The sequence below is a fragment of the Variimorphobacter saccharofermentans genome (assembly GCF_014174405.1).
In the GTDB taxonomy this organism is placed as follows: domain Bacteria; phylum Bacillota; class Clostridia; order Lachnospirales; family Lachnospiraceae; genus Mobilitalea; species Mobilitalea saccharofermentans.
Genome location: NZ_JACEGA010000001.1, coordinates 3,262,108 through 3,284,376 on the forward strand (window position 1 = coordinate 3,262,108; position 22,269 = coordinate 3,284,376).

Below are 22,269 nucleotides of genomic sequence, written 5' to 3' on the forward strand. Positions count from 1 at the left end.
AACTTTACGGAGGTAAACTATGAGAAAAACAAAAATTATATGTACCCTTGGACCATCAACCGATAACGACAATGTCCTAAGAGAATTGATGAAATCCGGAATGGATGTTGCTCGTTTTAATTTTTCCCATGCAGATCACGAAGAACATCTGGGCCGATTAAGGAGAATAGAGAGGCTTAGAAAGGAACTAAATATTCCGGTTGCTACATTACTGGATACCAAAGGACCTGAGATTCGAATCGGGAACTTCAAGGACGATAAGAAAATCCATTTGAAGGAAGGCCAGACATTTACCCTGACCTCAAGAGAAGTTGATGGAGACGAGACGCAGGTATCCATAACCTATCCCAGTTTGATTTATGATATTGATGTAGGATCAACCATATTAATCGATGATGGATTAATCGAAATGACTGTAATTGACGTTAATTCTACCGATATTGTCTGCAAAGTGAAAAATGGAGGAACTATCTCCAGCAAAAAGGGCGTAAATGTGCCCGGTGTTCATTTATCCATTCCGTTTATCAGCGAAAAGGACCGCCAGGACATTCTGTTCGGCATTAAACATAATTATGATTTTATTGCTGCCTCCTTTGTAAGAACTGCTGAAGATGTCCTTGAAATTCGCAAAATGCTGAAAAAACACAATTCACAGACAAAGATCATTGCGAAAATCGAGAATTATCAGGGTGTTGATAATATTGACGAGATAATTCAGGTATCCGACGGAATTATGATTGCCCGCGGCGATATGGGTGTTGAGATTCCATACGAAGAGGTACCCGTTATTCAGAAAATGATTATTAAAAAGGTATATAATGCTGGTAAGCAGGTAATAACTGCAACACAGATGCTGGATTCCATGATAAAAAATCCGAGACCGACCAGAGCAGAGACCACTGACGTCGCAAATGCGATCTATGATGGAACCAGTGCAATTATGCTATCTGGAGAAACTGCTGCTGGAAAATATCCTGTGGAAGCATTAAAAACCATGGTTAAAATAGCTATTCGTACAGAAGCTGATATCGATTATAAAAAGCGCTTTCATATGCTGGATGTCTCACGAACTCCTGATATTACAGATGCAATCTCCCGTGCCACAGTAACCACAGCACATGATCTGAATGCAAAGATGATTATTACGGTTACCACCTCTGGCAAAACCGCTCGAATGATTTCCCGATATCGTCCGGAATGCCAGATACTAGGCTGTACAACAGACCCCATGGTATGCCGACAATTAAATATGGCCTGGGGCGTTACACCTCTTCTCATAGCCGTAGAGCATGATACCTTTGAGCTATTTGATCATGCTATTCAGGCCGTAGAAAAAGCAGGCTATCTTGAAGATGGGGAATTAGCGGTACTGACTGCTGGAGTTCCTCTCGGAACCTCGGGAACCACCAATTTGATTAAGGTTCAGATTGCCGGCAACAAGTATTAATTTACAACTATTCGTTCCTATGATAAGATATTAGTAATGTTGGTTTGTATTCTTTTACCTATATATAACATTTATTTGAAAGGATGCCACATATGAAAAAAACGGATTATCTTAAATGGGATGAATACTTTATGGGAATCGCTTTACTTTCTACAGAGAGAAGCAAGGATCCCAGCACCAGTGTGGGTGCGTGTATTGTAAGCGAGGATAATAAAATCCTCTCGGTTGGTTATAACGGCATGCCTCTTGGATGTTCAGATGATGAATTTCCGTGGGAGAGGGAAGGAAGCAATCTTGACACCAAGTATTTCTATGTATGTCATGCGGAGTTTAATGCAATCTTGAATTACACCGGAACTAACATGAAGGGTGCTAAGGTGTACACCACTCTCTTTCCCTGCAATGAATGTACCAAAGCTATCATTCAAAAGGGAATTGCAGAGATTATCTATATGTGTGACAAATACGCCTCAACCGATGCTGTCATAGCTGCAAAACGTATGCTTGACGCTTCCGGGGTAAAATACAGACAATACCAACCAATCGGCAAGGATATCACTCTTTCATTGTAATGATAAAGGCTGCTCTACTACTAATATATATTAGTAGCAAAGCAGCCTCTTTTTGAAAGCTAGTGTCATTTGCCATTCATTACACATCCGATTCGGACTACCCCATTACTCAGTTACTTTTTCTCTTTTTTTCTTTGAATAAAGGAAACTCTCCCTTTTCTTTCGCCCGTTCTAATCTTTCTGCCATATTGGCTTTCATAACCGTCACATCTTCCTTATGAAGCACTCCAAGATCTACTAGCTTATCCATAATCTCATACTGGATTTTCATATTCTTTTCCAGCAGCTGATAGACTTCATCCTTTTGCTTCTCTGAAAGAGTGTCCCACTTTTCGCGGGCTTCCTTTTTCTTATCACGAAATATATCCTTCTGTTCTTCTTTCTTATCCTGCTGTATTTCATCCGTTTCTGTCAGTGTTACCGATTCGCTATCTGTTTCGGCTGCAAATGTAGAAACTGGTGACATACCTATGATGCTCACCAAGCATGCAATTGCCATACTACATACCTTTACTCGACTCATTTAGCATCCTCTCTTTCCAATGGCAAATGACCGGCACGTCAATGAGTAACCAGTACTGATTACTTGTAACTTCCAGTACGTTCACGGGACGATACACCAACTTTCAAAATTAGTATACCCAGCATTAGAAAACTCCTACTTGCTTTTTGCTCCTTTTTCTGCTTTTTTATATTTCTTGATATCATTTATCACATCTTTCCTAAGATTCTTCCATTCATCCTCATGTTCTACATAGTATAACGGGCAAAGCTTACCAGTAACATCATAATGTCGAATAATATCCTTCTCTCCCATATCATACTCCATACACAGGGTTGCAAGAAGGGATACCAAAGATTTATAGGTCTCTTCGGTGAATTTACCCGTCTCGTCCGGGTGACAGCACTCAATAGCTACGGTATCTTCATTTCTTTCGTTAGAGGCATATGCAATCTCATTCAAGGGAATACATTGTATTATCTCACCCTCCAGGCCAATAATAAAATGGCTGCTTGCATATGTGGATTTCTTCTCAGCCAGCCCTTCAAAGTAACTACGATTTGCTTTCGCTGAAGTACCCGGATTCGCTGTATAATGTACCACAACTGAATTAATACGCTTTAACTCGGCTTGTGGTCTGGAATACGGATTCGGTGTCAGGTAATTTATCTCAATCGGCTTCTTTAAGAATGTTTCCGGTAGTGTCTCTTTCCCTTCCGTATTGGATCCATACTGTTGCATCACTTTATCTGTGATAAGTAATCCTGATAACAGGATAATCGGTATCAGCAACACAAATGCCAGATACATACGTAACCGTCTTTTTCTCCGCTTTTTTCGTACCCACTGTTCTTTTGTTAAAATTCTGCCCATATTTTCTCACATTCCTACGTAAAGCTTTACTAAAATACTATTTTAATTAGCAATTTTCATTCATGACTGCGATATAAGTTTATGTAGTTAATGACAGTTCCCGCCTAATCTCTTCTAAAAAATGTTCCGCCTCGTTTTCCGGAATCCATTCTACTAGTCTGGCCGCCATAATAGGAAGCCTCCATCCGTTAATCTCCTTAATTGACATCCCTGATAGTTTCATATATTGCTTTTGATATACCTTGGCAATATACTTTCTAATTTTCTTTGTGAAATAGCGCGCTAAACCTCCCGAAGGTAGGTTTCCCGCCATGAATAACAAGGTTGTTCTAGCCACATCAGCACTAGGACTTCCTGCCGCAGCCGTCATCCAATCAAGTATCATGGATTTGTCATTCGTCCGTATTACATTTCCCGGATGGTAATCTCCATGGCACAATGCTTCCCCGTCGGGTAGCTCCTGTAATCTGGCTAGAATTAGTTGCTTTTCTTCCTCACTTAGCTGTTTGGCATGACGAATATTCCATTCCAAAATATCCTTATATTTTGATAAGCCCTCTGCTTTGCACTGATGAATTTCATAATGCAGTGCAGCAAAATGCGCTATATTTCTTTTCAATGATAATGGTTGCTTTAGCAGCAGATCCAACATGGAGGTTCCTTGAATATATTCATATATGATACCTGATCTTCCCTCATATTGGATCATTGATCCCACCTTTGGCACTGGCAGTCCACATTCTTGTACTTTTTGACTGTTACGATATTCTTTCTCAATCCCCGCCTGTGCATAGTCCTGTCGAAATAGTTTGAGTATTTCCTTCTCTCCCCATTGATAAATTTCCGCTGTATTTCCTTCTCCAATTAATTCTCCCTTCATCTGCCCACCTTTCCGGTATTATTCCTTCATCTGCTCGCATTTTCCGAAATCATAGTTAGAATATTCCTTATATTTAGTATTTTCTCATTTATTGTATGGATTATTATTGCAAATGTCAATCCGATAGGTTATCTTTCTTTAATAACGATTTTCACAGCTAAAATCTTCAATTTAATAATCAATTGTCTCACTTTCTAATCTGCTTATATTATGAATGTAAAAGGACTGAGTTCGGTATCTACCGTTCTCAGTCCTATGCTTATATTATTCAATAATTATTCTTCTATTATTACACTTCTGTTACTATTCTTTATTTTTTATTCTTCCACGCTATAGTTCGGAGCTTCTTTGGTGATGTGAATATCATGAGGATGGCTTTCCTTAAGGGATGCAGCAGATATCTTTACAAATTTGCCTGTTTGCTGTAAGGTCAGTATATCTTTGGCTCCACAATAACCCATACCGGATCTTAATCCACCAATTAACTGGAATGCTGTATCTTCCACTGTTCCTTTGTAAGCCACACGACCTTCTACTCCTTCCGGAACCAGCTTCTTAGCATCCGTCTGGAAATAACGATCCTTGCTTCCTCTTTCCATTGCAGCAATGGAGCCCATTCCACGATATACTTTGTATTTTCTACCCTGGAACAATTCGAAGGTACCCGGGCTCTCATCACAGCCTGCAAATATGCTACCCATCATACATACATTTGCTCCAGCGGCTATCGCCTTTGTGATATCTCCGGAATACTTGATACCACCATCACCGATTATCGGAATTCCATACTTCTTTGCTACTTCATAGCAATCCATAATAGCTGTAATCTGCGGAACACCAATACCGGCAACAACACGGGTAGTACAAATTGAACCAGGTCCTATACCAACCTTTACTGCATCTACACCTGCTTTTATTAAATCAAGAGCAGCTTCTCCTGTGGCTACATTTCCTGCGATAATCTGTACCTCTGGATAAGTATCACGTACCATCTTTACCACTTTCAATACATTTGCAGAATGACCATGTGCAGTATCAATTACAATTGCATCTACCTTAGCCTTTACCAATGCATCTACACGTTCCAATATGTTATTTGTAATTCCTACCGCAGCCGCACATAGCAGACGTCCCTGTGCATCTTTTGCGGATAACGGATATTTAATTTGCTTTTCAATGTCTTTGATTGTAATTAGACCTTTAAGATTACCTTCATCATCTACGATGGGTAATTTCTCTTTTCTAGCAGAAGCTAATATTTTCTTTGCTTCCTCTAAGGTGATACCTTCTTTGGCTGTAACTAAGCCTTCGGAGGTCATAGATTCTTTGATTTTCTTAGAAAAATCCGTCTCAAATTTTAAATCACGGTTTGTTATGATACCAACTAATTTCTTTCCATTAACAGTAATGGGAACACCGGAAATGCGATATTTTGCCATTAATTCATTCGCATCCTGTAATGTATGCTCTGGAGATAAATAAAATGGATCGGTGATAACTCCATTCTCTGATCGTTTAACCTTATCTACCTCATCAGCCTGCTCCTCAATTGACATATTTTTATGAATGACACCAATTCCTCCCTGTCTAGCCATAGCGATTGCCATTCGATTCTCAGTTACAGTATCCATTCCGGCACTCATTAACGGGATATTTAGCTTAATTGTCTTAGTAAGGTATGTTGATAAGTCAACTTGGTTCGGTAATACCTCAGAATATGCAGGCACTAGTAATACATCATCAAATGTAATTCCTTCACCAATAATCTGTCCCATTTTAATAATCTCCTCTCTTTCTATATGCTCAAAGTGATTTTTAAAAGTATATCGAATTAAATCTACATTGTCAACCTTTAAAAGATGAAAAAAGACAAATTGCAGTTTTATCTTATCGTACTCATCTCTGTCAGGTAGCCATATTATTTATGCAAAGAGGATGCTCCCTTATACTTACAGAAGCATCCTCTAATAATATTTTACAGCTGAGCAATTTTTCTTGGGCTCTTTTGTTTCATCATACCAAGCATCTTTTCACTCGGTTCGAACACAATACGATACGTCTTATCTTCAACCTTTGCGATTATAATATAAGGCTTGTTGTTCTTATCTCTGGATGAAAAGTCCTTCGTTTGAACTTGTACATAGGTATATCCGTCCAAAGCATGGGAACCTTCAGGAGCTACGATCTCTACCTGCTCCATGTCAATACGTAGCATGGTCTTACGCTTTGATTTACCGGTAATACGATCAAAGTCAATCTGTCCGTCTACAAAGACATATTCGTATTCGATACTTAGCTTCGGATAAAGATAGACAAGCGCTGCTGCCAGCACTACTCCAATCATACTGAATATACCACCCAATAATACAAGTACAACACCTATCGCCACACCGAAAATCAGGAGTGCCCGTAGCCCTATGAGAGCTGCATCATCCTTTCTTTTAACCCCTGCTTCTGCATACATTTGATTCATTCTTTACCTCCGTCAATAAGCTTGGTATTCACACATATACCCTATAATCAAAGCTAATTTTTCTATTTTATTATACTTCCACGGTCCAATTATGAATATCCTCTAATCTGCCTAATTGTATTCCAGTAATGGTATCATATAACTTTTGGCTTATCGGACCGATACCACCGTCCTGAACCTGCATGATATGATTTTCCCACCTTAGCTGACCAACTGGGGATATTACTGCTGCCGTTCCGGTACCCCATACCTCTTCCAGAGTACCATTTTCATGAGCGGCTTTGATCTCATCAATGGAGATTTTACGTTCTTCTGTTGGCAGGCCCCACTCTCTGCAGAGTGCTAATACCGAATCTCTCGTTACACCTGGAAGGATACTTCCATTTAGTTCCGGAGTTAATACTGTTCCATTTATCTTAAAGAATATATTCATGGCTCCGACTTCTTCAATATACTTTCTATGAACTCCATCCAGCCATAATACCTGTGAATAGCCCTCATCATGTGCTTTCACCTGGGATTTCATGGATGCAACATAGTTTGCACCAGTTTTTGCTTCACCAATTCCTCCCTTTACGGCTCTCACATATTCATCTTCAATCCATATTTTCACTGGATTCAGTCCTTCTGGATAATATGCTCCTACGGGTGAAAGGATAATGATAAACAGATACCGGTCAGAAGGTCTTACTCCCAGGTATGGATCTGTAGCAATAATAAATGGTCTAATATAGAGAGAAGTTCCCTCTTTTGTAGGAATCCATGCTTCATCTACTTTAACGACAGTTTTAATTGCCTGCAGGAAATCTTCCTCTGGAATTTCCGGAATGCAAATTCTGCGATTCGTACGATTTGCTCTTTCGATATTCTTATCAGGTCGGAACAACAGGGTTCTTCCATCATCTGTCTTGTAAGCCTTTAAGCCTTCAAACATTTCCTGACCATAATGAAAAACCATTGCTGAAGGTTCCAGATTAAGAGGCTGATACGGTATGACACGGGGATCATACCAGCCTTTCCCTGTCTCATAGTTCATGATAAACATATGGTCCGTAAAAATAGTACCAAACTTCAAAGGATTATCTTTGCCTGGTAATACCTTTGGATCTTTCGTTTTTTCGATTCTGATATTAAGCACACTTATCATCCTTCCTTTTGTTCTACTCGCCATCTAATTCCTTGCAACGATGTAAAATTTTATTTATTTTCTATAGTAGTCTTCCTTAGCAAATTTTTCAAGTATTATTTACGATTAATTCTTTCATATCTGCAAAATGTATAAGCCAGATCATAATAGGTCTGCTCTTCTGTCTCTTCCGCAAGATACCAGTCCTCCATCTGATCCAGATTCGGAAAATAAGTGTCTGCTTCATAACAATAATCTATTTTCGTAACATGTGCTATATCACAATACGGAAGCATCTGCTTATAGATGCTGGCTCCTCCTATGACATATATATCTTCTGATCTATATTTCTCTGCCTCCTTCAAGGCATCTTCTATACTATTAACCACGATGGCATCCTTCACCTTATAATCCTTCTCTAAGGCAATTACAATATTGGTTCTGTTCTTAAGAGGTTGTCCTCCAGGGAAGCTCTCCAACGTATTCTTTCCCATGATAACTACTTTGTTCGTTGTCTCATCCCGAAAAAAGCGCATATCCGCCGGAATACTTACCAGGAGCTTATTCTTATATCCAATTGCCCAATTCTTATCGACAGCAACTATTAAATTCATCCAATGTCTCACCTTTCTTATCTGGTTTTATCTCCGTCATCATCTGGTTACAACTACTCCGATATTCTTATACCGCTACCGGAATGTGCTCTACCTTAGGTCCATGCTGATAATTTCGTAATTCAAAATCCTCTGGCTTAAACTGATAGAAATCCTTTATCTCCGGATTCATCCAGAAGGTTGGCGCTTCATAGGTTGGTCTCTCTATCAGTTCTCGAATTATTGGAATATGTCTGTCATAAATATGAGCATCTGCAATCACATGGATCAGTTCTCCTACTTCAAAATCACAAATCTGAGCGAGCATATGAATCAAAACAGCATACTGACAGACATTCCAATTGTTTGCCGCAAGAATATCATTCGAACGTTGATTCAAAATACCATTTAAGACAAGCTTATCATTTTCCTTATTCTTTGTAACATTAAAGGTCATACTATAAGCACAGGGATATAAGTTCATTTCATGAAGATCCTGATGTACATAAAGATTTGTTATGATACGTCGACTATATGGATTGTTTTTAAGATCATAAATCACACGATCTACCTGATCCATCTCGCCTTCTTTATACTTGTGCTTGATGCTGAACTGGTAACCATAGGCCTTGCCGATAGAACCGTTCTCATCTGCCCAGCTATCCCAGATATGACTATTCAGATCATTTATATTATTGGATTTCTTTTGCCAGATCCATAGAAGCTCATCTACACAGCTCTTCAATGCTGTCCTTCGAAGAGTCATTGCCGGAAATTCTTTTGATAAATCATAGCGATTTACTACGCCGAACTTCTTAATCGTATACGCGTAGGAGCCATCCTCCCATTTCGGTCTAACCTTTTCACCCTCGGTACTTACACCGTTTTCCAGAATATCTTTGCACATCGCAATAAATATATTATCTGCTAAACTCATTCTATCCTCCCTCTGCCTCCTGTGTCGATCTCAGGAATCTGCTTCCTGTGTCGTTCTCAGGAATGCGACAGTTCTTTGTATGCCTCATATGTGTAATGCGTACTTCATCACGCATTACGTCATCCTAATTATATATTCTACCGCACATAATAGATCAAGGCAATATAATCTTTCAGCTTACAGGCAGGGGCGGTTGCATAATGTATCAGCAGAGATTATAACTTACCTCACACACATAAGGAAGGACATCATTGATGATTTTATATGTCCATACAAAATTCAACAATGATGTCCTTCTGACAGTTCATTATGGTAAATTATTATCCCTGATACATTATACAACCGCCCAAGTGACTGCATTAACACAATTCCTGTCCGTTATATAATGGTGTTATACATATTATATTATTATATGCATTTTTCTATTTGAATAACTTATCCGATGCAGGTCGATTGGATACTTCTATTTTATATACTTTATTGGTCTCCTTATTAATTAATATTTCCACACAATCTAGGATACTGTCCGGACCCGCGATACTATAGGAAATATAAGAAGATCCATCGTAGGTCTCAAAGGTTGTCCCACTCAGAGCCTTCTCTAAATCCTTTTTCGACATGCCTATGGTAATTCCTTTTTGGACGGTCAAAGGTACATTCATGTAATTAACGTCTGCTTCAACCTCTGTTACAAAGCAATTCTCAACTGTGGTAGCATAATCTGCATAATTATATACCATCGCCCGGAAGGACTGATTATTCTTAATCAACGTAATCCATCCTGAATCCTTCGCAACTACATTCGCATCAGACTCACTCTCTACAATCTTCCATCCATTCTTCTCGAATTCTGAATATGGTGCCGGTAATTGATAGAGTGCACCGTCAAACTCTACAATAAACTTAGTAAAATCATCTCCTAATGAGCTTGGTGCTTTGTATTGCTTAACAATATCAGGTACCTCGGTATTGATTTCCACATTCTGTAATGCACCCTCTGGTAATACAAAGTTTCTTACATCAATTGAATCAACCACTTTGGTCTCAGGATTTATACCTATTTCAATTTCCTGATAGGAAGCATACTCATATGTCAAGCTAATGCTATATTCACTCTCATATAGATCAGTAGGATCACCATACGCGGCTATAATATCTTCCTTGGAAGACACTCCATAGGTTATTCCACCCGGAAGACTTGCTGATATTGTCGGAGCATCATAATACTCTTCCACACACAGTCCACCAATCAGGCAATTGCTATAGGGCTCTACATTAACCCCCATATTAATGATTTCCGCACTTATCTCCATATCACCCTTTGTGAAGGTACATCCCATCATATATTCATTTGGCGCCAGTGTCTGTGTATCATCTTCTTCAGATATCCAGCCTCTGCTTACGAAATCTGAGTACTTCATAGGAAGCTGATATACTTCTCCTTCAATTTCGATTTGGAAGCTATATAAATCGTTCGAAAGTGTTCCACTGCCTGTTGATGTCTGATCCGTCTCCGGTGCAACGGAAGGCGCTGTAGTAGGCTCCGGTTGTTCCTCCTCAGCAGGTGTTTCACTCACTTCTATATCATCCTCTGCGCCTGTGTCAAATTTATCCTCAAGACTAGGATCATACTCATCTGCAACTACACTCTTCGCAACATAATCAATCATTTTATTTGCTTTTTTACCAGCTTCATCTTCAGTAACGCCTACAAATAGCATGGAAGCAATATCATCATCCTGAATTAATACAATTTTTCCATGGAATTCGTTATCAACACCCTCAATAAATTCTAAATCTGCGGATGCATCCACTATCATCTTTATTACACCATCTTTATTGGTACTACGCACATACTTTTTCCCAATTTTAAAGTCATCTGAATCAGAATCATCCAGCATATCCTGCAGATCGTCTAAATCCTCAACCTCTTCCAAATCAATATCTTCAACATTTGAACTTGCAAATATGATGTACTCCTCGAAGTTGAATAGCATATAGACATCGGATAGCGTATCCATATAATAGGACTTATCCTTCTTCACATCCTCGATACTTGCTAAATCCTTTACAGAAGTAGCTTCCTCCAGATACTCTTCTGGAACCTCAAAGATTAATCCATTCACGCTTTTGACTTTCTTAAAATCACTGTTTCTTTTCTCATTGTAAACTGCTAATGCCTTTGAACATCCCGTCAGTAATAAACTAACGATACATGTTGCCAATAGTAGTTTAACTGTTCTTCTTATAGTGCCCTTTGGCATATTCCCACCCTTTCTTCTTTCGTAAATATACAGTTCATAAGTATAGCATTTCCATATTTTTTATAGTATAGGTATTATTTCCTATATCGCAGTCACAATCCCTTTGTTTTACCGTATTCATAATGCAAAATAAAAAGCAATCGCAAAACCATTTTCTCGATTCTGCGACTGCCTTTACTATGATTGTTATTATATTCCTTGACTGCTATTTGATGATATAATGAAGCATTATATTACACCTGGACTAACTTCTCTTCTGTAAAACGTTTGATATTAGAGGTATTCACGTATTTTTTCACAGTACCCCCTTTAATCTCCAGCAGAGTAGGTGCCTGCATAACGCTGTATTCCCTTGCCAAATCCGGATTATCCTCAGCATCAATGACAGTATATTCAAAGCCCGTCAGATATTGTTTTGCAATCGGACAATTCGGGCAGGTCTTTGTGGTGAACAGGTATAATCCATCTTCCAATTGATTAGCTACATCCATCTTTACATCGGGAGTCTGCTGGCTATCTTTTATCTGCATGGTTCTGGAATGATTCGTGTCATATAATTTACGGTTCTTATATTCCTGAGCCTTTCCTTCATTCCAGTTCTGAACCGGGCGATAATATCCAGTGATACGGCTATATACTTCTGCTTTTTCACCACAATGAGGACAGGTAAACTGCTCTCCTACCAGATATCCATGAGTTTTACATACAGAATAGGTAGGTGACATCGTGTAGTATGGAAGCTTGTAATTATTAGCGATAGTACGTACCAGCTTTGCAGCTGCTTCCCAATCCGGTAGCTTTTCACCAAGGAAAGCATGGAATACTGTACCCGAAGTGTAAAGTGTCTGGAGCTCATCCTGAATATCCAATGCCTCAAAAATGTCTTCCGTATATCCAACCGGTAAATGTGAGCTATTTGTATAATAAGGAGTATCTCCCGGTTTCCCTGCTGTTTTAATATCAGGCCAACGCTTACGATCCTCTTTTGCTAAGCGATAGGTAGTAGATTCTGCCGGTGTTGCTTCCAGATTATAAAGGTCACCATATTGCTCCTGATAATCGGAAAGACGCTCTCTCATATGGTTCAAAGTCTTAATTGCAAAATTCTTCGTTTTCTCATGAGTCATATCCTCACCAAGCCATTTCGCATTTAATCCAACTTCGTTCATACCAATTAATCCGATGGTAGAGAAATGACTTTCGAAGGTGCCCAAATAGCGTTTGGTATAAGGATACAAGCCTTCTTCTAATAGTTTCGATATAACATCTCTCTTCACTTTTAAGGAACGCGCTGAAATATCCATCATGCGATCCAGACGTTCAAAGAACTCTTCTTCACTCTCTGCCAGATAGGCAATACGTGGCATATTGATTGTAACAACGCCCACAGAACCTGTGCTTTCACCAGAACCAAAGAAGCCACCAGTCTTCTTACGAAGTTCACGAAGATCCAGACGTAATCTGCAGCACATGGAACGGATATCACTGGGTTCCATATCACTATTGATATAATTTGAAAAGTAAGGTGTACCATACTTTGCAGTCATTTCAAACAGTAATCGATTATTCTCTGTATCGGACCAATCGAAATCCTTGGTAATGGAATAGGTCGGAATCGGATACTGGAAGCCTCTTCCGTTGGCATCTCCTTCAATCATGATTTCAATGAATGCCTTGTTCACCATGTCCATTTCTTTCTTACAATCCTTGTACTTGAAGTCCACTTCCTTACCACCAATAATACAAGGCAGTTCAGCAAGATCATTGGGAACTGTCCAGTCAAGTGTTATATTTGAAAATGGTGCCTGAGTTCCCCATCGACTGGGAGTATTTACTCCATATACAAATGATTGAATACATTGCTTCACTTCTTTATATGACAAATTGTCAATTTTAACAAAAGGTGCTAAATAGGTATCAAAGGAAGAAAATGCCTGAGCACCTGCCCATTCATTTTGCATAATTCCAAGGAAATTAACCATCTGATTGCAAAGAGTTGATAAATGGCTTGCCGGAGAAGAGGTTATCTTGCCCGGAATACCACCCAAGCCTTCCTTAATTAACTGCTTTAAGGACCAGCCGGCACAATAACCTGTCAACATGGACAAGTCATGGATATGAATATCTGCATTACGATGTGCATTGGCAATCTCTTCATCATATATTTCAGACAGCCAGTAATTCGCTGTGATTGCACCTGAGTTATGTAATATTAATCCGCCCACAGAATAAGTAACAGTAGAGTTTTCCTTTACTCTCCAGTCTTCTTCCTTAACATAATTATTCACAATTTCTTTATAATCTAATATTGTGGATTTCATGTTACGGATTTTCTCTCTGTTCTTACGATACAGAATATAGGCTTTCGCCACATCCGTATATCCAGTCTGCTCTAATACATTTTCCACACTATCTTGAATGTCTTCAACGTGAATCAGCTCATCCTTGATCTTTTTCTGGAAATCAGAGGTTACGCGAAGTGATAATAAACTGATAATCTCCTCAGTATAAAATTTCTCCGTTGCTTTGAAAGCCTTAGTAATCGCATCACTGATTTTCTTTAGGTTGAATTCGGCAACCTGACCGTCTCTTTTGACTACATTAATCATATGTAACTGACTCCCTTCCCGCTTCTCTCTCTTAGGTTTTAATCCGTTATAACCCTATGCTTCAATACTATCAGAAAATGGTTTTTTAGTCAATATAAAAATACTAGATATATGCGGACATTTTTTGTCTCACACTATATCTAGTATTTGCAACTCATCCATTTACTTACTGAAATATCTACATTTTAGCAGTATTTATTACGGAAATACAAGGCTCTACATAACCTGAAATATCTCTTTGGGCACATAGGCTTTAATATAAATACCTTCCTGTTGATACTCTTCCTCAAGGAGCTGACCATATTTTCGTATGGTCTGAATCTTTCCAGCTTCCTGGTAGGAAAACACCTTTTCAATTAATATCTTACGTTCATTCAATATCTTTTCAATTAACACCAGAAGTTTATCTATGTCCTGTCCGGTTTTCGCAGAGATTTTTATCGTATAGTCTGCTTTAAAATCCTTAAATACCTGATCCGGTTCTACCTGATCCTGCTTGTTAAATGCCGTAATAATTGTCTTATCCTGTATACCTAATTTATTCAGGGTCTCATACACAATATGCATCTGTCTATCCGCATCCGGGTTAGAACTGTCTACCACATGCAGAATAATATCCGAATATTTTGCCTCCTCCAAGGTACTACGAAAGGCTTCTATTAAATGATGGGGTAATTTCCGGATAAAGCCTACGGTATCCGTAAATAACACCTGCTGCCCATTCTGCAATTGCAGACTGCGGGTTGTAGGATCCAATGTTGCAAACAGCTTATCCTCAGATAGAACCCCAGCACCGGTAAGATAATTTAATAGTGTTGACTTTCCGGCATTGGTATAGCCTACGATTGCAATTACCGGTACATGATTCTTACTGCGTAACCCCCTCGTAGTTTCTCTATTCTGCTTTACTTCATCCAGCTCCCGTTTCAGTTGGGATATCCGATCCTTTATTAATCTTCGGTCAACTTCCAGCTTCTTTTCACCAGGTCCCCTGGTTCCTATTCCACCACCTAGCCTGGATAAGGAATTACGCAGACCGATCAATCGTGTGGATCGATAACGAAGCTGTGCTAATTCTACTTGTATCTTGCCTTCCTTGGTTGACGCTCTATTAGCGAAAATATCCAGAATCAGTATGGTACGATCCAGTACCTTCATTTGAAGAGCATCCTCCAGGTTTTTCAGCTGTGCAGGAGATAGCTCATCATCACAAACAACACCGGTAGCATCTGACTCTATTGCTAAAGCCTTTACTTCATCAATTTTACCCTTACCGATATAAGTTCCGGGATGAATACTCTCCCGATTTTGAATGATCTTTCCTACCGTAATTGCTCCTGCCGTAGTTGCCAATTCTTCCAGTTCCTCCAGTGACTGCTCTGTATCATCATTATCACTCACAGCAACTCCCACCAGGACAAATCGCTCCTCCTGTTCTTTCATCTCATACATTTCCGCCATATACTCTCCATTCAGCCAAAGCTCAGAGAAGTGAGCCTTCAGCACTTCTTTACTATCTCCATAAAATAAACTTTCTTCTGTACGAAACAGATTATTCCTCGCTCTCCACTTCCTCCGGCTGCATAATTCTTGTTTTAATAAATTCTGCTTCTCTTACCGCTTCAGAATCCTTGGGATAGCTTTTCAGGTATGCCGTCATCTTCTCCATAGCGGTGTCAAAGTCTCCCAGACTTTCATAAGCAATAATCTCGTTCTTTTTCAGTGTCTGCATATACCCGTCATGTTGATATGCAATCCCTGTTTCAAGATATTCAATAGCTTTATTATAGTCGCCAGATTTGATGAGGCAGGATGCGATTTGATTATATACACCCGGATTCGTAGGCTTTCCTTCTTTAATATAGGCTTCGTAATTGTAGATTGCCTTTGGATAATCCTTTTGTATCCGATTGATTTCTCCTATATAATAATAAGCCTCCAGGAAACCCTTTGATATACTCTCGTTCAGCATGGTCTGAGCCTTATCATAATTCTTCTGGAAGAAGCATATCTTAGCCAGGTTGTATCGGTCTTCATCCGTCTTTGCTTCAATTTTCGCCGCAAGAGCCAGCACCTGTTCTGCCTCGCTCTCTTTCCCTGTTTCCATCAACATATGATATTTTCCAAGATAGGAATCAAACTCTGCTGCATTGATACTGATTGCCGCATCATAATCCGCAATGCTCTTCTCATAATCGCCTAAATTACGATAGCAATATGCACGACTGTTATATGCAGTCACATTATTTTTATCAATGGATAAAATAGTTGTGTAGGTATCAACCGCCTTATCATAATCTCCGCCAATCATTAAAGAATTACCCATATAGTACAATATATCCAGGTTCATCTCTGATAATTCGTTAATATCTAATGCGCCTTCAAATTGCTCAATTGCTTTATCATATTGCTTCAATTCATAATAAGCAATCCCTCTGCCACGCAATACGCGCTTGTTGTTTTCCTTAACAACCATTATGTCCTTATCCATATATACCTGGTCGAATTGCTCCAGAGCTTCCTCATACATTCCCAGTGCAATCAAGGTAAGCCCATAATCTATGTAATAATCTGCCCGATTTGAATTCTCTGTAATCGCCGCTTCAAAACTTGCTTTTGCCTCTTCATATTTTCCTTCTTGAAAATATTCTCTACCAGCCTTGTAGTGCTTTCCGGCTGAGCTGCAAGCGGTAACGGAAAGTATGATACCGACCAATAACCCGACTGTTAATAGCTTCTTCTTCATTCTTTACCCTCCCGTTCATTCTCCGGTTCATTATACACCAAAAAACAGTTTATGACAACATTCAAGTCCATCTTTTCGGCCTTTTTGGCTACCGGACGGATAAGTGCGCCTGATTGTCAGAAGATGTGGGCAGTACCGGAAAACAAGCACTATTTTCGGGAATTTCTGCATGCGTCTATTACGTTTCGCTCCTCCTTGATAGTAGCGTCAGTCGCTCGCGAAACGAACTAGCATGCAGAAACCCACTCGAAAATAGGCTAATCATTTTCCGGTATCTGCCCACACTTCCTATACGCAGGCGCACTTATCCTGTCAACGTAAAATATGTTAAAATTCCATGCATGTCATATACCTGGGATTAGGAACCCGTAGAAAATCACCAAATTCGCATGAATCAAAAGCGGTTTTGATGGTGACGGACGCGGAATCGTGTGAGCGCAAAGTTTTGACGAAAGGGCAGTTGTATCATATTAGCAGGGATATAACTTACCATAATGCACTGTCGGAAGAACATGTTGCTGTATTTTGCATGGCTCAGACGAAAATTTATGTTCGACTGAGACATGCAAAATCAGTAATATGTACTTCCGTATGTGTGTGAGGTAAGTTATATCCCTGCTGATACATGATACAACTGCCCTTGAGGAATTTGCGCGTTCTGATTGCTTCCAGCGACCGAAGGCACCTTAGAATTGCAATTAGTCGTTTCGAATTGCCTCCAGTGCGCTGCTCTTCATGGCTTTCAGTGCAGGAAGGTAGCCGGAAAGCAATCCTATGAGTGTGGTGAAGATTAGCCCCCCGACAATTAATGAGTTGGAAATCTCCAGGCTTAAGGTAAAATCCGGCTGTTTAATGATTTCTTCTCTGAAATAGGCCGAATTAATAAAAGTACTAATTCCTACACATATGGAGATACCGACACCCCCTCCCAGCAAGCCGATCATGGATGCCTCTAAGAGAAATAATCTCTTGATATCTAGCAGGGTAGCCCCAATCACCTTCATTACACCGATTTCCTTTTTACGCTCTGTTACTGCCATTACCATGGTATTGGTAATACCGATTGCAGCCACCAGCAATGCAACTCCACCAATTGCACCCAATGCCATTTGCATAGTTCCTATGGTTTTATTAACCAAATCCAGCATGCTTACAAGCGAGAATACCGAATACCCCCTCTTTTCAATCAGGGCAGTAATTTCCTGCACTCTATCCATATCCTTGACCTTGATCATAATCTCATTATAGGATGGCTCGTAATCAATTCCCAATGTTTCATAATAGGATTTTTCCAGCTTCATCAGGATACTTATGGGGACATACACGTTATAATCCCTATTCATATCGCCTTCTTTTAATACACCCACACCGGTTAAGGAATATAGCTTCGTTGTATTGTCTTCCTCCTGATTCTGATCCGGATTGCCAAACTGAAACTTGTATCTTTCCTCTAGTGGTTCAAACGGATATTCCTTATCGGTAGGACCAAAGGAGATTGTGATTGAGTCCTCATTCTCCTCGGTCTCTTCTTCCCTATCTGCCCCTTGAACGATTCTATTCGGATTATCCGACTCCAATTTTCGAAATTCCTCCAGAGCCTTATCTCCAAAGACAGCCTCCATCACATTATCTCTGGGAAAACGACCTTCTTTTAGTTGAAATCCAAGCTCCTCCATGAGATTGGGATCCACTCCGACAATGCTCACCGTATTATAATGCTTCGATGAATATATGGTAACAGTTGATATGAACATTGGTACCGCATATTCTACTCCATCGATCCCAGAGAGTTCCCATACATCATTTTCTGTTAATCCCGTATCGACATACTCACCGTAAAAGCGAGAGGTTTTTTCCTCATTCCAATTGGGGTATACATAAAGTACATTAATGCTGCCTATACTATCGAATTCATTCATCACTGACTTTTGTACCCCCTCTCCCAGTGCTATCATGAGTATGATTGAGGTTGTACCGATTACAATACTAAGAACCGTTAACATGGTCCTCAGCTTCCTTCGCATGAGATTTTCTCTGGCCATCTTAAATAAATCTATCAGCCTCATCTAAACCGCCTTTCTTCTCTTGCGAATAATAAAAATCACAACAACAGCAATGACTATTACGACAATAAAAAACGGTGTTATATAGAAGGTTCTCTCATTCGTTTCCTCAGCCGCTGCCATTACTTCTTCTACTGGCTTTTCATAGTGAATATCGAAGGGTACGGTCAATTCCTGCTTATTACCGCCACTATCCTCATATGTAAATAGCACATTACCAGTGAGTTGTTCTGGTATCTCCCCATTAATGGATACACTATAGATATCCATTCTACCGGATGGCAGGTCCCCTACATAATAATTACTATTAATGGCTTCATAATCACCTTCAAGATCCACCATAAGATTCTTAAGTAATGCTTTTCCTGTATTATAGAAATCTACTTCCAGTGTATAGCCATCATCACGAACATTTCCGACACGAACATTGGATGCCGTTAATTGTGTTTGCTCCGCAACCGGAATATGTATCGTTTCCTGATCAGTATATATGGTTCCCTCTGTATCTTCATAGCTAAAATCAAATTTCACATCACAAACACTACCTTTGTATGCGGCAGGAATCATCATTTTCACTTTGGATGTTACCTGTTCCTCACTATCCAGCTTAGCAAAATACACGCTGTCACTTTGTCCGACAATGACAATATTAGAGGTTTGCGTAACACTGTCTATGGAGTTGATTGTCATCTTCATATTCTTAATGGATTTCTCTGTGCTGGTGTTCGTAAGAGCAAAGGATAGTTCAAATTCTTCTCCCAGCAAAATGGTATCCGGCATATCCAGCTGATCTACGATAATCTTTGGTGCGGTTGTCCCCTCCTTATCCCCTTTCACCATGACACCCATGCTTTGGATGATGGTCTTTGTCTCCACCTCATCCCCTGCTTTCTCATCATAGGTGATTTGAAAGGAAATCGGAACACCTCTGGTCTGTTCCTGTTTAACAGCCACTAGCTTGAATTGTGCCTTCTTTGACTTTCCCGGTGCCAATTGATCGATTCGTACATTACTGCTGCCCTTAGACATTACTTCTGCTGTTCCGTTAAAGGCAACCTCGATGTTTTCGAGATTATTCTCTCCTGAATTGTATAAGCTAAAGCCAACTGTAAATGTTTCTTCTCCTTGTACCTGATCCGGAAGAATGAGATTATTAATCTCTAATGCTCCCTTTTTCACTCCTTCCGGCTTTAGATATAGCTGATAGCTTTCTTTGTTGTGAATGCTGTTACCCATCTTATCCGTATAGCTGATATGCACCTCATATGGATATGTTCCCTCTGCTGCATTGCTCGCAATCTTATAATCAAAAGATGCGGTCAGTGTGTCATCCCCATTTTTCTTGGGACTCTTTTTTAACTTCTTCTCTTGATATATAAAGGTTTCTGTGGCTAATCCCTCCAGCCATACATTCAGATTTTTGTAAGTAACACCGGATTCTTTTTCAATCTCTACTTGAAACGTAAGAACCTTGTCACGGGCAGGTATCTCCGGAGTCGTTTTCACATCTACTACCTGGATATCACTAGCACCATCATTTGCTGTTACTTTGATATAACCACTTAGAGAGGCTGTGCAGGCTTCCTTATTTTCTCCCTCTCCAACTACTTTATAGGTTATCGGGTAAATCCCGGGTGTGGCCGTTCCATTCACAGTCAGCTCATACTCAAAGCTCTGCTCGCCTCCTGCTGATATCTGACTATTTGTTGGCTTCATATAAATCTGATTGATATTCAGATAGGACAGAACATCAGAGGATAATTCAGGAGTTATTAATACCTTTTTCACTGCATAATCGGAGTTATTCTGAACCTTGATTTTCACTTTACCAGTTTTACCTATACCGAGAGTCTGAATATCCCCCGAGGTAATCATAAATTTAGGGGTTCCGGGATTGGTTGCCGAATCATCGAAAGTGACTAACAGCTGTTCTTCAATGGCCGGATTTTCCCCTGTATAGTCATCATAGGTGATTTTAAGTGGAATTCGATTACTTAAGGTTGCATGACATTTAAATGCCAAGGTAACTGAAACGGAGGTATTATGATCCAATTGATCTGCCACCTTGAACGCTGCTCCCTTATGCAGAACTGAAAAATCCGAGGATTCTACCTGTATATAGATATTTCTTAAATGCCCAGCCGAGTTGTTGTGCAGATCAAAGGAGGCAGTAAAGGTCTCTCCTTTACTTATGGAGGAATCCGATATGGATACATTTTCAATTATAATATCTGGTTTTTCTGCAGACACAGTAATAGGTCTGATTTGCAATAGAATACAGATGCTCAAGAACAGCACCCATAATATGCTCTTTTTCTTTGCCATGAGATTATCCTTTCTTCTTTCATTATTTGAGTAATTATCAGCTTTGTTCAGCCTTAACTTGATTTTTTATTATCAACAACCTTTTCAACCAGACCATCTTTCATATAAAAAATCCGATCTGCATAATAGCTAAGCTCTTCATCATGAGTTACCATTACAAAGGTTTGATTATGCTTTTGAATCATCCCCAGCATAATTTGCATTACCTCTTCCGTCGTCTTCGTATCGAGATTCCCCGTGGGCTCATCTGCAAATACAATTTCCGGGTTATTAATAAATGCCCTGGCAATACTTACTCTCTGCTGTTGTCCGCCACTCATCTGGTTCGGCTTATGATAAAGTCTGTCTCCTAGTCCGACGGATATCAGCATTTCCTTGCCCCTACGTAGCCTTTCTCTTTCATTGAAGCGATTAAAGGTTAGTGGCAGACATACATTTTCAATGGCAGAACGGGTAGGTAGAAGATTATACGATTGAAAAATAAACCCTACATGCTTTTTTCGGATATTGGTGATTTTCGTTTCATTTAGACTATGTATCGGTTCCTGATTTAGATATATCTCACCTTCACTAGGTCTTTCTAATCCTGCCAGCATATTAAGCAATGTAGATTTACCAGAGCCCGATTTACCTAATAAGGCCACAAACTCACCTTTTTTTATCTCCAGGTTAATACCACGTAGGGCTTCGACCTTTTCCTTTCCCATGATATATGTTTTCTTCACATTAATGCATTTAATTATTTCCATTGTTATCCCCCATGCACGATAAACTAATAATTGTTATAAATGCGGATTGATGCGCCTCAATCTGGAAGCCTCCCTTCTGTTGCTCAACAATCTCTTTGCATATGGCAAGT

Annotated in this window: 17 protein-coding genes; 2 read left to right on the forward strand and 15 right to left on the reverse strand. The window is 39.6% G+C overall.

Features of this window, described 5'->3' with window-relative positions:
- Nucleotides 1-19 precede the first annotated feature (19 nt).
- A complete protein-coding gene (gene pyk, locus H0486_RS14180; protein WP_330594540.1) occupies nt 20-1,447 on the forward strand; it encodes a pyruvate kinase in 1,428 nt (475 codons plus the stop codon).
- A gap of 92 nt (nt 1,448-1,539) precedes the next feature.
- Nucleotides 1,540-2,019, forward strand: a complete 480-nt coding sequence (locus H0486_RS14185; RefSeq protein ID WP_228353611.1) for a deoxycytidylate deaminase — start codon at nt 1,540-1,542, stop codon at nt 2,017-2,019.
- A gap of 109 nt (nt 2,020-2,128) precedes the next feature.
- Here the strand turns inward: H0486_RS14185 and H0486_RS14190 are convergent, their stop codons facing one another.
- The 15 genes from H0486_RS14190 to H0486_RS14260 all read right to left on the reverse strand — a co-directional run bounded on the left by H0486_RS14190 (nt 2,129) and on the right by H0486_RS14260 (nt 22,159).
- Nucleotides 2,129-2,542 (reverse strand): DUF2680 domain-containing protein, encoded by a 414-nt coding sequence (locus H0486_RS14190; RefSeq protein ID WP_228353612.1) that lies wholly within the window; start codon nt 2,540-2,542, stop codon nt 2,129-2,131.
- A 135-nt stretch (nt 2,543-2,677) separates the two neighbouring features.
- Nucleotides 2,678-3,394, reverse strand: coding sequence for a peptidoglycan recognition protein family protein (locus H0486_RS14195; RefSeq protein WP_228353613.1), 717 nt, complete (start codon nt 3,392-3,394; stop codon nt 2,678-2,680).
- 79 nt (nt 3,395-3,473) lie between these two features.
- Nucleotides 3,474-4,274 carry a phosphotransferase family protein gene (locus H0486_RS14200; RefSeq protein ID WP_228353614.1) on the reverse strand — a complete coding sequence of 267 codons (801 nt, stop codon included), beginning with the start codon at nt 4,272-4,274 and terminating at the stop codon, nt 3,474-3,476.
- A gap of 317 nt (nt 4,275-4,591) precedes the next feature.
- Nucleotides 4,592-6,049 (reverse strand): IMP dehydrogenase, encoded by a 1,458-nt coding sequence (guaB, locus tag H0486_RS14205; RefSeq protein ID WP_228353615.1) that lies wholly within the window; start codon nt 6,047-6,049, stop codon nt 4,592-4,594.
- Between the two features lie 200 nt (nt 6,050-6,249).
- Complete coding sequence (locus H0486_RS14210) at nt 6,250-6,747, reverse strand: DUF6106 family protein (protein ID WP_228353616.1); 498 nt, start codon at nt 6,745-6,747, stop codon at nt 6,250-6,252.
- A 70-nt stretch (nt 6,748-6,817) separates the two neighbouring features.
- A complete protein-coding gene (locus H0486_RS14215) occupies nt 6,818-7,885 on the reverse strand; it encodes a branched-chain amino acid aminotransferase (protein ID WP_228353617.1) in 1,068 nt (355 codons plus the stop codon).
- 104 nt (nt 7,886-7,989) lie between these two features.
- Nucleotides 7,990-8,487 (reverse strand): dihydrofolate reductase, encoded by a 498-nt coding sequence (locus H0486_RS14220; protein WP_228353618.1) that lies wholly within the window; start codon nt 8,485-8,487, stop codon nt 7,990-7,992.
- 67 nt (nt 8,488-8,554) lie between these two features.
- The gene (gene thyA, locus H0486_RS14225) at nt 8,555-9,403 is read right to left on the reverse strand and encodes a thymidylate synthase (RefSeq protein WP_228353619.1); all 849 of its coding nucleotides are present in this window, start codon (nt 9,401-9,403) and stop codon (nt 8,555-8,557) included.
- A 422-nt stretch (nt 9,404-9,825) separates the two neighbouring features.
- Entirely contained in the window at nt 9,826-11,667 is a 1,842-nt protein-coding gene (locus H0486_RS14230; RefSeq protein ID WP_228353620.1) for a hypothetical protein, read from the reverse strand.
- A gap of 233 nt (nt 11,668-11,900) precedes the next feature.
- Nucleotides 11,901-14,276, reverse strand: coding sequence for a ribonucleoside triphosphate reductase (locus tag H0486_RS14235; protein WP_228353621.1), 2,376 nt, complete (start codon nt 14,274-14,276; stop codon nt 11,901-11,903).
- A 216-nt stretch (nt 14,277-14,492) separates the two neighbouring features.
- Nucleotides 14,493-15,737 (reverse strand): GTPase HflX, encoded by a 1,245-nt coding sequence (hflX, locus tag H0486_RS14240; RefSeq protein ID WP_228354446.1) that lies wholly within the window; start codon nt 15,735-15,737, stop codon nt 14,493-14,495.
- Between the two features lie 91 nt (nt 15,738-15,828).
- Nucleotides 15,829-17,022, reverse strand: coding sequence for a tetratricopeptide repeat protein (locus tag H0486_RS14245; protein WP_228353622.1), 1,194 nt, complete (start codon nt 17,020-17,022; stop codon nt 15,829-15,831).
- 698 nt (nt 17,023-17,720) lie between these two features.
- Nucleotides 17,721-19,088 carry an ABC transporter permease gene (locus H0486_RS14250; RefSeq protein ID WP_228353623.1) on the reverse strand — a complete coding sequence of 456 codons (1,368 nt, stop codon included), beginning with the start codon at nt 19,086-19,088 and terminating at the stop codon, nt 17,721-17,723.
- On the reverse strand, nt 19,089-21,410 hold the full coding sequence (locus H0486_RS14255; protein ID WP_228353624.1) for a COG1361 S-layer family protein: 2,322 nt from the start codon (nt 21,408-21,410) through the stop codon (nt 19,089-19,091).
- Nucleotides 21,411-21,463: 53 nt separating this feature from the next.
- Nucleotides 21,464-22,159 (reverse strand): ABC transporter ATP-binding protein, encoded by a 696-nt coding sequence (locus tag H0486_RS14260; RefSeq protein WP_228353625.1) that lies wholly within the window; start codon nt 22,157-22,159, stop codon nt 21,464-21,466.
- Nucleotides 22,160-22,269 lie beyond the last annotated feature (110 nt).

What these genes read in the sequence shown, in the direction of transcription:
- pyk (WP_330594540.1), top strand. Translation starts at nt 20, where the DNA reads ATGAGAAAAACAAAAATTATATGTACCCTTGGACCATCAACCGATAAC.
- H0486_RS14235 (WP_228353621.1), bottom strand. Translation starts at nt 14,276, where the DNA reads ATGATTAATGTAGTCAAAAGAGACGGTCAGGTTGCCGAATTCAACCTA.
- H0486_RS14200 (WP_228353614.1), bottom strand. Translation starts at nt 4,274, where the DNA reads ATGAAGGGAGAATTAATTGGAGAAGGAAATACAGCGGAAATTTATCAA.
- H0486_RS14220 (WP_228353618.1), bottom strand. Translation starts at nt 8,487, where the DNA reads ATGAATTTAATAGTTGCTGTCGATAAGAATTGGGCAATTGGATATAAG.
- hflX (WP_228354446.1), bottom strand. Translation starts at nt 15,737, where the DNA reads ATGGCGGAAATGTATGAGATGAAAGAACAGGAGGAGCGATTTGTCCTG.
- H0486_RS14190 (WP_228353612.1), bottom strand. Translation starts at nt 2,542, where the DNA reads ATGAGTCGAGTAAAGGTATGTAGTATGGCAATTGCATGCTTGGTGAGC.
- H0486_RS14195 (WP_228353613.1), bottom strand. Translation starts at nt 3,394, where the DNA reads ATGGGCAGAATTTTAACAAAAGAACAGTGGGTACGAAAAAAGCGGAGA.
- H0486_RS14255 (WP_228353624.1), bottom strand. Translation starts at nt 21,410, where the DNA reads ATGGCAAAGAAAAAGAGCATATTATGGGTGCTGTTCTTGAGCATCTGT.
- H0486_RS14230 (WP_228353620.1), bottom strand. Translation starts at nt 11,667, where the DNA reads ATGCCAAAGGGCACTATAAGAAGAACAGTTAAACTACTATTGGCAACA.
- thyA (WP_228353619.1), bottom strand. Translation starts at nt 9,403, where the DNA reads ATGAGTTTAGCAGATAATATATTTATTGCGATGTGCAAAGATATTCTG.
- H0486_RS14250 (WP_228353623.1), bottom strand. Translation starts at nt 19,088, where the DNA reads ATGAGGCTGATAGATTTATTTAAGATGGCCAGAGAAAATCTCATGCGA.
- H0486_RS14260 (WP_228353625.1), bottom strand. Translation starts at nt 22,159, where the DNA reads ATGGAAATAATTAAATGCATTAATGTGAAGAAAACATATATCATGGGA.
- guaB (WP_228353615.1), bottom strand. Translation starts at nt 6,049, where the DNA reads ATGGGACAGATTATTGGTGAAGGAATTACATTTGATGATGTATTACTA.
- H0486_RS14185 (WP_228353611.1), top strand. Translation starts at nt 1,540, where the DNA reads ATGAAAAAAACGGATTATCTTAAATGGGATGAATACTTTATGGGAATC.
- H0486_RS14245 (WP_228353622.1), bottom strand. Translation starts at nt 17,022, where the DNA reads ATGAAGAAGAAGCTATTAACAGTCGGGTTATTGGTCGGTATCATACTT.
- H0486_RS14210 (WP_228353616.1), bottom strand. Translation starts at nt 6,747, where the DNA reads ATGAATCAAATGTATGCAGAAGCAGGGGTTAAAAGAAAGGATGATGCA.